Raw genomic sequence first — 10,629 nt, 5'->3', positions numbered from 1 at the left:
TCTGGCGAACTTCTCCGGCATTCTCCAGGCGGATGCCTACGCAGGCTTCAAGGAACTTTACAAGCCCGATGCGCGTGGCGCCGTGCGCGTCCGTGAAGCCGCCTGCTGGGCTCATTTGCGGCGCGATTTCCACGATGTCTGGAAGGGCAGCGGGTCCGCACTGGCGAAGGAAGCGCTCGACCAGATCGGCGCGCTTTACGATATCGAGCGCCAGATCATGGGGCGGCCCGCCGAACAGCGCCTGGCCATCCGTCAGAAAGAAAGCCGGACCCGTGTCGACGACTTCCACGCCTGGTGCCAGGCTCAACTCGCCCGCATCCCCGGCAAGGGTGAACTGGCCAAGGCCATCCGCTACGCACTCAATCGCTGGGCCGCCTTTACCCTGTTCCTCGAAGACGGCCGCGTCGCCATCGACAATAACGCCGCCGAACGCGCCGTGCGGCCGGTCTGCATCGGCAGGAAGAATTATCTCTTTGCCGGCTCCGACGCCGGCGGAGACAACATCGCCGACGCCATGACAATTATCGAAAGCGCCAAGCTCTCCGGCCTCAACCCCCACGATTACCTCGCCGACGTCATCGCCCGGATCAACGATCATAAGATCAACCGCCTCCACGAACTGCTGCCATGGAATTGGCGGCCCATGCCGACAACTCACAAACAGGCTGCGTGATTATGCGGCCTTGAGCGGCCGGTTACGGTATGTCTGCAACGGCCGCCGCAACCCGGTCCCGCATCGCATCCAGCTTGGCCACATAGCGCCCGGCAATCTCATGCGCGCGCGGATCACCCAGCACCTCCGCCGTCAGCGCCACTGCTCTCCGCAATGAGGCTTCATTGGTGAATCCCACCTGCACCACCGGCAACCCGATCCGCCGCATCGGTTCCAGAGCTGGCGAACCGCTGGAGACGAACGCCACATCCACCCCGGCATGGCGCAGCATCTCCACATTCGGCACGGCCCCCATCACCCCGGCCGCCCGATACAGATCCGGCGCTACACGATACATCCAGGGCCGCGTCGTCGGCCGGTCATTGGTCACGACAATCCGGCCAGCCGCACCCAGCATGATGGTCACGGCATTGTGCGCGAACCACAGATCCGCGATCCGGGCCGGGTGACCTGGAACGGCCACGCTTTGTCCCGCCATATCCACCACCGCTCGTCCCTGCCCGATGGCGGGCCAGACAATGCAGGAAACGGCCGCAAGAATCCCCATGGTGGCGCGTGGATCGTATCGTCTCATGCCCGGCCCTCTATTCGACAAGGGACTATATCCCGTCAGATATATCCGTCACCCCCGCCTTCACGCGCGGCCGTCGCGCGCCTGAACCTTAAACTATCTTTTCATGAACATGGGCGACCGTCCTGTATCACCCTCGGCCGACAAGGAGGACGAGCCATGATGATCTCAATCCGCACGGCCCTGATTGCCGCCTCTCTATCGGCCGCAGCAATCGCGCCATCGGCAATGGCCCAAACCGTGGCCTCAGGCCATCGCGACATCCTGTTGCAGACCGATCATTCCTGGAATGGCGTGCCCTACACGCATTATCCGACGGCACAGCCGGAACTGACGATGATCCGGCTGACAATTCCCGGCCACTCGGCGCTGCCGTGGCACAAGCACCCGATCCCCAATGCGGTGTATGTGCTGGAAGGTGCGCTGACCATCACCGACCGGGAAAGCGGCAAGTCGCACGTCTATCATGCCGGTGAAGCGTTCGGAGAATCGGTCGACGATGTCCACCACGGACAGGCCGGCGACACGCAAACGGTCCTGCTGATCACTTACGCCGGCACACCAGGCGTTCCGACCTCGGTGCCCGTGAAGGGCCAATTACCGGAATATTGAGCAACGCGCCCGGCGCGTGCTTCCCAGCCTCAGCGGGAACGGTCATAGGGGCCGCGATCAGCGAAGCACAAGAAACGCGCGCCGGATTCTCGCCAGCCCGCGCTTAGAAACACCCGATCAGGGGCGCTGGATCAGTTCGATCTTGTACCCATCGGGGTCTTCGACAAAGGCGATGATGGTGGTGCCGAATTTCACCGGCCCCGCCTCGCGCGTCACCGTGCCGCCACCAGCCCGCACAGCCTCGACCATCGCCGCCACGTCGGGCACACCAACTGCAAAATGGCCAAATCCGGTTCCGACCTCGTAGCCGTCATCCTTGCCCCAATTATAGGTCAGCTCGATTTCCGCCTGGCCGGCCGCGTTATCGGCATAGCCGATGAAGACCAGAGTATATTCGCCCTCGGGCACTTCGCGCCGACGCAGTTCATGCATACCCAGCAGCTTGTAGAAAGCAATGCTGGCATCCAGATTGCGGACACGCACCATCGTGTGCAGATAAGAAGCCATCGTCATTCTCCTGTTCTGGCGGCTGGCATGCCCGCCGCCCGGTCACCGATCCCGATCAGGAACAGACCAGCCTCATCGGCGGCGGCAATGCAGGCAACCGGATCGGTTATCAGAGTGGCACCGGCCTGAAAGGCGATGCCACGCAATCCGACCTCCATCGCGCACCGGACGGTATCCGGCCCGATCGTCGGCAGATCGGCGCGGCGATCCTGCCCGGGTTTGAGCATTTTAACCAGAACACCGCCCGGCCGGCCTGCTTGCCGGCATTCCCCGGCCCGCAGCAGCATCCGGTCGGTGCCCTCCATCGCCTCGACGGCTAGCACCAGCCCATCCTGCACCACGCAGCCCTGTCCGATATCCAGTTGCCCGATCGCCTCGACCACATCCTGCCCGCGCTGGATGTCGGCCAGAGCTCCAGCATCGGGCCGATGCTGCCCCAGCACGCCGGAACGCCCGACCGAACCGGAGAGGAATTCATGAGCACCGTGAATAGTAAATCCCTCTTCCGCCAGCACGCGCACGATCGCTGCCAGCAGTCCATCATCGCCCGAGAACAGCGCACGCCCGATTCGCGCCATAATCCGCGCACCTGCCGCATCCGGGCGCAGATCGGAAAAAGACGGCCGGCGCACCGGTCCGATCATGACCAGATCCCGGCACCCTTCCGCCCGCAGACAAGACAGGATCTCGCCGGCAGCAGCCAGCCGGATATATCGATGCGGCCAGGAGTCGATCACGCGCGGTTCGACGAAATCCTGGAACCCGATGATAAAAACACGGAACCCTAGCGCCTCAACGGCTCGCGCCACCTGGCCGGGCAGTGGCCCACCACCGGCCAGAATGCCCACACAATCTCCGACCAGGCGCGGACCGCCGCCGATAATCATACCGAAGACGGCCCCCCCCCTAGACACCGTCCGATTCGATCGATGCCGCGCCACCACCAGCCACGCGCACCAGCCCGCGATGGCTAGGGGCCTCGATGAAGGCCAAGATCTCGGCCACCTTGGGCTCATCGCCATATTCCGCCCGCACCGCGGCCAAACGTCTGCTGAACGCGGTCGATTCCTCTTCCATCGCACGAGGATAAAGAGCGCGGAACGCACGGCGCAGGCGATGCATCTCATCGGCCTGCACGCCATTACGCTTCAGCCAGATCCAATGCAGCCCCACCAGCCGGGCACGATTTCCCAGTACGCTGCCATAGGGGATAACATCGGCCTCGACGCCGCACACGCCACCGACCAGCGCCGCGCGGCCGATTCGCACGAACTGATGCAGCGCCGCCGCTCCCATGATCCGCGCTTGGTCGTCGATCGTGACATGGCCACCCATAACGACGTTATTCACGATGATCACGCTGTTCCCCAGCGTGCAGTCATGCGCAACGTGAGAATTCGCCATGATCAGGCAATCGTCACCCACCCGCGTCACGCCGCTGCCAGTCGCCGTGCCGCGATGGATCGTCACATGCTCGCGTATCACCGTCCGCGTCCCAATGATGCAACGCGTGGGCTCGCCCCGGTATTTCAGGTCCTGGGGCGCCATACCGATCGTTGTAAAAGGATAGCAGACGACGCCAGCGCCGATCCGCGTATGGCCGTCGACGATCACGTTGGCGATCAGGTGGACGCCATCCTCGATCACCACGTCCGGACCGATCGAACACCAAGGACCAATCCGGACCCCTTGTCCGATCCGGGCCCCGTCGGCGACGATCGAGGAGGGATGAATCTCAGCGGCCCGGCTTACGGAGTCCATCTGTGCCAAATCGGTCAATATGCTCTCCCATGGCAGGGTCCGGCCCCGGAACCGTTTGCATGCCGGTATTCACACATGGCGCGGCAATCCCAGAGGGGTTGCCGCGCCATCATACCAGATATCGCATTTTTCGCTGGCGAGGAACTGCCGCCCCGCAACAGAACGTTTCAATCCGATCCTGAGGCGGCTTCAGCCCATGATCATCGCGCTGAACGTCGCCTCGGCCACGGATACGCCGTCCACGCGCGCAACGCCCTTGAATTTCCAGACATTGGCACGGCTGCGCTCCTTCTCGACATGGATTCGCAGCTGATCGCCGGGTTCCACCGGGCGCCGGAACTTGGCTCCGTCGATGGTCATGAAATAGACCAGCTTGCCCTCAAAAGCCGTCCCCAGGGTCAGCACGACCAAAGTCGCCGCTGTCTGCGCCATCGCCTCAATGATCAGCACGCCGGGCATCACGGGGCGTGACGGAAAATGCCCCTGGAAATGCGGTTCACTGGCCGTGACGTTCTTGATGCCGACCGCCGAAGACCCCAGCACGATATCGACCATTCGGTCGATCAGCAGGAACGGATAGCGATGGGGAATCGCCTCCATGATCCGCATCACGTCAATCGATTCGATACTGGTCGGGCTGTCGCCCACCGCGGGAACCTCTACTTCTTTATTCACGTCGTCCGACCATTTTGCTCAGGACTGCAGGTCCACGCGCCTTTTCATACGAGCACCCACCTGTCCCGGTTAAATTCCGGGGGCCTGCTGTCTCAGGCCTCGCCTCCTCCCTCGCGCGGCGCCTTTTTTGCCAGACGCCGCAACACCGCCACATTCCGGAAGAATTCCCGGAATGGCATCGCAGGGCTGCCGATCACATCAGCCCCCGCGTCCACATCCGACATCACGCCACATTGCGCCCCGATCCGGGCCTTGGCGCCAATACGAATATGGCCGATCAGGCCGGCTTGGGCAGCAACGGTAACGAAATCGCCAAGTTCCGTAGACCCTGATATCCCAGCCTGGGAAACCACGATACAACAGCGCCCCAAGCGGGCATTATGGCCAATCTGCACCAGATTGTCGAGCCGCGAGCCCGCGCCGATCACAGTGTCCTGTGACGATCCCCGGTCGATAGCGGAGTTCGCTCCAACTTCCACCCCGTCTTCCAGGATCACACGCCCTAGTTGGGGAACGGTCTCGAAACCGTCGGGGCCGACTGCGAACCCGAACCCTTCCTGACCAACCCGCACTCCGGCCAGCAGCGTCACTCGATCGCCCAGAAGAGCGTGCGACACGCAGGCCTGAGCGCCGATCCGGCAACGTGCGCCGATCTGCACCCCGTCGCCGATCACTGCATGCGAATCGATGCGGGTTCCCGCCCCGACGGACGCCCCCGCCCCGATCACCACGAAGGGACCGATTTGCGCCGAAGGATCAATGACGGCGCCCACGCCGATTAGGGCGGTCGGATGAATGCCCGGCACCACGGCCGGCAACGGATGGAACAGGCTGGCCACCCGCGCCCAGGCCAGATAGGGCGTCTGGCAGACCAGACCGATCGTCCCTTTGGGAAGCCGATCAACGAAAGCAGGGGCCAGAAGCACCACGCCGGCCCGCGTCTGCTCCAGCAACGGCGCATAGCGCCGGTTGTCCAGAAAACTGACATCCTGCGGGCCGGCGGATTGCAGCGGCGCTATGCCAGCATATAGCGTGTCTGGATCGGTGCCCTCATCCCCCACGGTTCGCGCACCGGCGCATTCCGCAAGCTTCTGGAGCGGAAATGGGCCGCTCCGCTCGAAGAACCGCCCGTCACCCGGCAGGGCGGTGCCGACCTGCCCTTCCATCGCGTGCCGCTCCCGCTCAGTGATGCGCCGCCGCGGGGGCGACCGCAGCAGGGGCCACCACCGGGGCGGGAGCTTCCTGCTGCTGGCGTTCGACATCGGCAGTGGTCGGCATCGTGCCCGACTTCGCCAGCACTTCCGGATCAACATTCGCCGCCGGGATGAACACCGTCGGCAGCACCTTGTTCAGTTGGTCGGCGACCTGCTGGGTGATGTCCAGCCCATCTTGGCTCAAGGCCACCTGTTCACGATGCAGGACCAGATTCATCCCCCGGCTGCTCGCAACCTGACGGATGATCTGGACTAGCTCGCGCTCGATCTGCCCCAGCGAGACCTGGGCCGCTTCCTGGACGATCCGGTTGCGGTTGCGGAAGTCACGTTGGGCGCTGATCACACGCTCCTGCAAGTGGCGCTCACGTTGCTGGATTTGGTCCGAGGCCATGTTCTTCGCCTGGGCCTGCAGCTTCTGCTGCTCGTCCCGCCAGCCAGCCTGCTCCTTCTGCGCGTCGCGCGCCAGTTCGTCGCGCCGGCTGCCGAGCACGCGCTCGGCCTGCTGCGCGGCGGTCGACAGACGCATCACGTCAGGCACGCTGATCACGCCGATCACCGGCACCGGCGGGGCGACGCCGCGCGGAATATCGGGCGACGGCGGCACGGGCGGCAGCGGCAGCACAGGCGGGGTCTGGGACTGGGTCTCATCACCATCGGCGGGAGCCGCAGGCATGGGGACGGGGGCCGTACGCGCCGGGCCACGAGGGGCGGAAGCCGCCGGCGCCGGCTGGGCGGTCTTGGGCACGAACCAGCCGGCATTTCCGCCGGCGGGCGCGGCTCCCTGCGCCCAGGCCGGAACACAGGAGGTGCCGGCGCATGACAGCACGACGGCCGCGATCAAAGCGGATACGCCACGTGAACGAAGCATTGTCACCTCAGAATTGCTGGCCGAAGCCGAAGCGGAACAATTGGGTCCGGTCATGTTTCTGCTTCAGGACCGGAATACCAAGGTCGATATTGATCAGGCCAAACGGGCTTTTCCACGCAAAGCCGACACCGGTACTGACGCGGGGCGTTAGTGTGTCGCCATAAACAGGCGTGTAACGGGGCATGTCCTGCGGATAAGATGTATAGCGCCGCGACACACGCAGCCCGTCCAACCCACCCATATCAACGAAATAGCGGCCGCGAATCCCCATATCGGCCCCGAACGGCATCGGGAAATTAAGGGTGGCAGAGGCGGTGTAGAGGAAGCGGCCACCGATGAAATCCTCCTGCGAATGCATCGCATAGGACTGGCCGTTCCACGTATAGGCAGGGATACCCATGCTGCGCGGCCCGGCACCACCGTCCAGAAAACCGCGCAGCGTGTTACCGCCCAGATAGAAGTTATCGATGATGTCGCTGCGGCCGCCACCCCAGTTGGCGATCTCACCCGCGCCAGCCGTTAGTGCCAGCGTCCAATCATGGTTGCCCGTCAGGTCATCCATCGGAATATAGTAGCCGAGATCCACCTTGCCGCGCACGTAACGCTCATTGCCGCCCAGACCGGCGAAATCACCGCCGAGCCGCACCACGTAGCCGCTATGCGGCTGCATCCGGTTGTCACGCGTGTCGTAGGTCAGGGTGGTGCTGAGCTGCGAGAGTAGCGACCAGCCAGTCTGGTCCAGAATGTACCACGACGCGTCGTTGTAAGCATTGTCGACATGACGATCCGTCAGCGTGTAGCTCCACGATTGGGACAGGCGGTTGGTATAGGCATACCCCATCCGTAGCGTGATGCCGTACCGCCCTTCCGAATAGTTCTGATAGGTCTGGTAATTGTTTTCGATGACGAACAGGTCGACGCCGGCCACTAGGTTGCGGTTAAGAAAATACGGGTCGCTGACCGATATATCTGCCTGCCTCTGGTAATATGCCATCGTACCTGAAATGCCGGCATCGACGCCCGACCCCAACAGATTATGCTGCTTCAGGCCGATATTGCCCAGAATACCCACATCGGTCGAATAACCGCCGCCCAGCGAGAATTCGCCTGTCGGCTTCTCAACAACATTGATCGCCACGTTCGTCCGGTCCGGGGCGGAGCCGGTGGTCTGATCAACCGAAACGGTGCTGAAGAAGCCAAGATCCTGCAGGATCGCCTTGGCGTATTTCCGTTCGGTGGGCGTGTACGGGTCGCCTTCGGACATTGGGAGTTGGCGACGGATCACGGCATCCTGCGTGATCGTGTTGCCGTTGATGTCGATCCGCTCGACATAAGCGCGCGGCCCTTCGCTGACATCGAACAGCAGGTCCACAACGTGACGTTCGGGGTTTCGGGCGATTTCAGGCCGCACCATGGCGAACGGATAACCCTGCCCCTGCAGGATTTCCTGCATGTCGGTGGCGTTATGCTGCACTGCGCTGCCATCGTACCACTGATTCGCAAACAACTCGATATATTTGCGCATCGACGCCGCACTGACATGTTTCAGTGACGAACGGATGTTCACCTTGCCCAGCCGGTAGCGGGGCCCTTCGTCCACCGTAAAGGTCACGTAGAAGGACTTGCGGTCCGGAGACAGCTCGCCCGTCTGGTTGCGCACCTGGAAATCGACGAATCCGTTGCGCAGATAAAACCGGCGCAGCAGCTCCGAATCGTAGCGAATACGCTCGGGGTTATATTCGTCGGAGGACGCGAAGAATCGGTACCAAGCCGTTTCTTTCGACGAAATGACCTGTGCCAACCGGGCTTCGCTAAACGCCTTGTTGCCGACGAATGAGATCTTGTGGATCAGGGTCTGCTGGGCTTCGTTGATCAGGAAGACCACATCGACCCGGTTATGGGCCAAGCGGATGATCTGAGGTGTCACAGTCGCGGCATAGCGAGCCTTGCCTGCATACACCTCCAGGATCTTCTGACGATCAGCCGCTGTGATCTGGGTCGAGAACACAGCGCGCGGCCGCAGCGAAATCACCTTGCGCAAATCCTCGTCCTTCGCAGCGTGATTGCCCTCGAAGACGATGCGATTGACAATCGGATTCTCGGCCAGGCGCACCTGAAGCACGTTACCGGCGCGATGCAGCGTCACGTCGCGGAAGAGACCCGTAGCGTACAGCGTCTTCAGCGAACGATCGAGCTCGTCCTGATTGAACGGGTCCCCCGGCTGCACCACCATATAGGACAGGACGGTACTGGTCTCGATCCGGTCGTTGCCGGTGACCTGGATGGATTCGATGACGCCACCGGACCGGGCCGATTGCGTCGCCGAGGAATGACCTGCCGCGGCAACGCCGCGCCGAGCCTCGGCGGTCCCGGCAAAAAACAACGGCACGAGGCAAACCGACGCAAGAAGCGTTGAACGTTTAGTCGGCAAATTCGGCTTCCCCCAAACCAGACGCTCCGCGAACCCCGACGCCACGCCGCGCGAACAGAGTCGCCGGGCACGAGATCGATCATATCCGCTTGGCGGACGTATCCGAAATCCCCCCCCTCGCGCAAGCGCCCGCATGTCGCAACATGCAGAGGCGTCAACCGCTCAGCGACGCAACCCAGCGAAACAGGCCGAAATGGGACAGATCATTAAATGTAGAAAACAGAAACAATCCCGCGATGACCGCAAACCCCGCCTGAAAACTGATATCGCGTACCCGGCGCGAAACTGGGCGGCCGAGCAGAGCCTCCAGCCCGTAGAACACCAGCCTCCCGCCATCCAGCACGGGAATCGGGAACAGGTTGATCAGACCCAGATTGACCGACAGAAGCGCCATGAACGACACTAGGCTCGCCACCCCATATTGCGCGACCTGCCCCGACATCTGCGCGATGCGCAGTGGTCCGCCGAGATCCTTCGCGCTATGCTGGCCAGTCAGCATCTGCCACAGCCCATCCAGCGTCTGAACCGTCAGGCGCCACGTCTCCTGCACGGCCGCGCCAAGCGCCGCTAGTGGCGCCATCGGCTTGCCGATCGTCGCTGTGAACATCACCCCAAGCTGGCCAGTCCGGCCGCCGTTCTTGTCCATCACAATTCCGACGGTCACCGGCAATGCCACCACCTGATCACCTCGCCGGACGCCCAGTTCGGTGTGCGCACCTGGCTCCGCGGTGATGCGGGCCTGGATATCTGCGACGTCGGAGACCGCATGAGCGCCTATGCGTACGATCACGTCCTCCGGCTTCACCCCGGCCGCCTCCGCCGCACTGCCCGGCACGACCTGACCCACGACGTCGCGAATCTCCGGCCGTCCCGTCGCCATGAACAGGCCGGCGAACAGAACGATGGCCAGAAGAAAATTGAACACCGGCCCGGCGGCAATCACGATCGCCCTGGACAATACCGGCTTGTCATGAAAGGTGCGCCCCGGCAGCCAAGCGGCCATCTGCTCCGGCGTCGCTTCTTCCGGCCCTTCGAACCCGTGCGGCTTAACGTATCCGCCCAGTGGAACGGGACAGAGCCGCCATTCGGTTCCCACCCGGTCATGCCAGCGCAGCAGGGGCCGCCCGAAGCCGATCGAGAAGACTTCGACATGCACTCCCCGCCAGCGGGCGGCCAGATAGTGGCCCAGTTCGTGAATGAAGACCAAGACACCCAAAACGAGGGCAAAGGCCAGAAGGGTCCGAAGCAGCTCGGGCATAGTGATGGGTCAGCTCCTCATAACGATATTGCCGCTCCGTATCCCCGGGACACACGAGC

General features: G+C 62.9%; 11 protein-coding genes. 2 read left to right on the top strand and 9 right to left on the bottom strand.

Going from position 1 to position 10,629, the window contains the following annotated elements; genetic code table 11:
• The coding region (gene tnpC / locus HLH29_RS07680; RefSeq protein ID WP_182965408.1) for an IS66 family transposase at positions 1–673 on the top strand (673 nt) is incomplete at its 5' end.
• A 22-nt stretch (positions 674–695) separates the two neighbouring features.
• On the opposite strand, the gene HLH29_RS07675 is transcribed toward tnpC, so the two are convergent.
• On the bottom strand, positions 696–1,247 hold the full coding sequence (locus HLH29_RS07675) for a TroA family protein (protein WP_182965406.1): 552 nt from the start codon (positions 1,245–1,247) through the stop codon (positions 696–698).
• Between the two features lie 225 nt (positions 1,248–1,472).
• Here HLH29_RS07675 and HLH29_RS07670 point away from each other — a divergent pair, with 225 nt between their 5' ends.
• A complete protein-coding gene (locus tag HLH29_RS07670; protein WP_408871948.1) occupies positions 1,473–1,856 on the top strand; it encodes a cupin domain-containing protein in 384 nt (127 codons plus the stop codon).
• 117 nt (positions 1,857–1,973) lie between these two features.
• Here HLH29_RS07670 and gloA read toward each other — a convergent pair whose 3' ends face one another.
• The 8 genes from gloA to rseP all read right to left on the bottom strand — a co-directional run bounded on the left by gloA (position 1,974) and on the right by rseP (position 10,570).
• Positions 1,974–2,363 (bottom strand): lactoylglutathione lyase, encoded by a 390-nt coding sequence (gloA, locus tag HLH29_RS07665; protein ID WP_182965404.1) that lies wholly within the window; start codon positions 2,361–2,363, stop codon positions 1,974–1,976.
• A gap of 2 nt (positions 2,364–2,365) precedes the next feature.
• A complete protein-coding gene (locus HLH29_RS07660; protein ID WP_182965402.1) occupies positions 2,366–3,250 on the bottom strand; it encodes an LpxI family protein in 885 nt (294 codons plus the stop codon).
• 19 nt (positions 3,251–3,269) lie between these two features.
• Positions 3,270–4,124 carry an acyl-ACP--UDP-N-acetylglucosamine O-acyltransferase gene (gene lpxA, locus HLH29_RS07655; protein ID WP_182965465.1) on the bottom strand — a complete coding sequence of 285 codons (855 nt, stop codon included), beginning with the start codon at positions 4,122–4,124 and terminating at the stop codon, positions 3,270–3,272.
• Between the two features lie 189 nt (positions 4,125–4,313).
• Complete coding sequence (fabZ, locus tag HLH29_RS07650; protein ID WP_182965400.1) at positions 4,314–4,799, bottom strand: 3-hydroxyacyl-ACP dehydratase FabZ; 486 nt, start codon at positions 4,797–4,799, stop codon at positions 4,314–4,316.
• Between the two features lie 92 nt (positions 4,800–4,891).
• Positions 4,892–5,965 (bottom strand): UDP-3-O-(3-hydroxymyristoyl)glucosamine N-acyltransferase, encoded by a 1,074-nt coding sequence (lpxD, locus tag HLH29_RS07645; protein WP_182965398.1) that lies wholly within the window; start codon positions 5,963–5,965, stop codon positions 4,892–4,894.
• 16 nt (positions 5,966–5,981) lie between these two features.
• Positions 5,982–6,881: an OmpH family outer membrane protein gene (locus HLH29_RS07640; protein WP_182965396.1), complete on the bottom strand. Its 900-nt coding sequence runs from the start codon at positions 6,879–6,881 to the stop codon at positions 5,982–5,984.
• 7 nt (positions 6,882–6,888) lie between these two features.
• Positions 6,889–9,174: an outer membrane protein assembly factor BamA gene (gene bamA, locus HLH29_RS07635; protein WP_338030200.1), complete on the bottom strand. Its 2,286-nt coding sequence runs from the start codon at positions 9,172–9,174 to the stop codon at positions 6,889–6,891.
• Between the two features lie 292 nt (positions 9,175–9,466).
• Entirely contained in the window at positions 9,467–10,570 is a 1,104-nt protein-coding gene (gene rseP / locus HLH29_RS07630; protein WP_182965394.1) for an RIP metalloprotease RseP, read from the bottom strand.
• Positions 10,571–10,629: the final 59 nt, after the last annotated feature.

The sequence above is a fragment of the Gluconacetobacter tumulicola genome, assembly GCF_014174215.1.
In the GTDB taxonomy this organism is placed as follows: domain Bacteria; phylum Pseudomonadota; class Alphaproteobacteria; order Acetobacterales; family Acetobacteraceae; genus Gluconacetobacter; species Gluconacetobacter tumulicola.
Note: the sequence above shows the minus strand (reverse complement) of the source record. Positions and strands in the feature narration are given on the sequence as shown.

Coding starts and splice junctions, on each gene's coding strand:
- HLH29_RS07675 (WP_182965406.1), bottom strand. CDS start 1,247: ATGAGACGATACGATCCACGCGCCACCATGGGGATTCTTGCGGCCGTT.
- HLH29_RS07640 (WP_182965396.1), bottom strand. CDS start 6,881: ATGCTTCGTTCACGTGGCGTATCCGCTTTGATCGCGGCCGTCGTGCTG.
- lpxA (WP_182965465.1), bottom strand. CDS start 4,124: ATGGACTCCGTAAGCCGGGCCGCTGAGATTCATCCCTCCTCGATCGTC.
- rseP (WP_182965394.1), bottom strand. CDS start 10,570: ATGCCCGAGCTGCTTCGGACCCTTCTGGCCTTTGCCCTCGTTTTGGGT.
- lpxD (WP_182965398.1), bottom strand. CDS start 5,965: ATGGAAGGGCAGGTCGGCACCGCCCTGCCGGGTGACGGGCGGTTCTTC.
- HLH29_RS07660 (WP_182965402.1), bottom strand. CDS start 3,250: ATGATTATCGGCGGCGGTCCGCGCCTGGTCGGAGATTGTGTGGGCATT.
- HLH29_RS07670 (WP_408871948.1), top strand. CDS start 1,473: ATGGCCCAAACCGTGGCCTCAGGCCATCGCGACATCCTGTTGCAGACC.
- gloA (WP_182965404.1), bottom strand. CDS start 2,363: ATGGCTTCTTATCTGCACACGATGGTGCGTGTCCGCAATCTGGATGCC.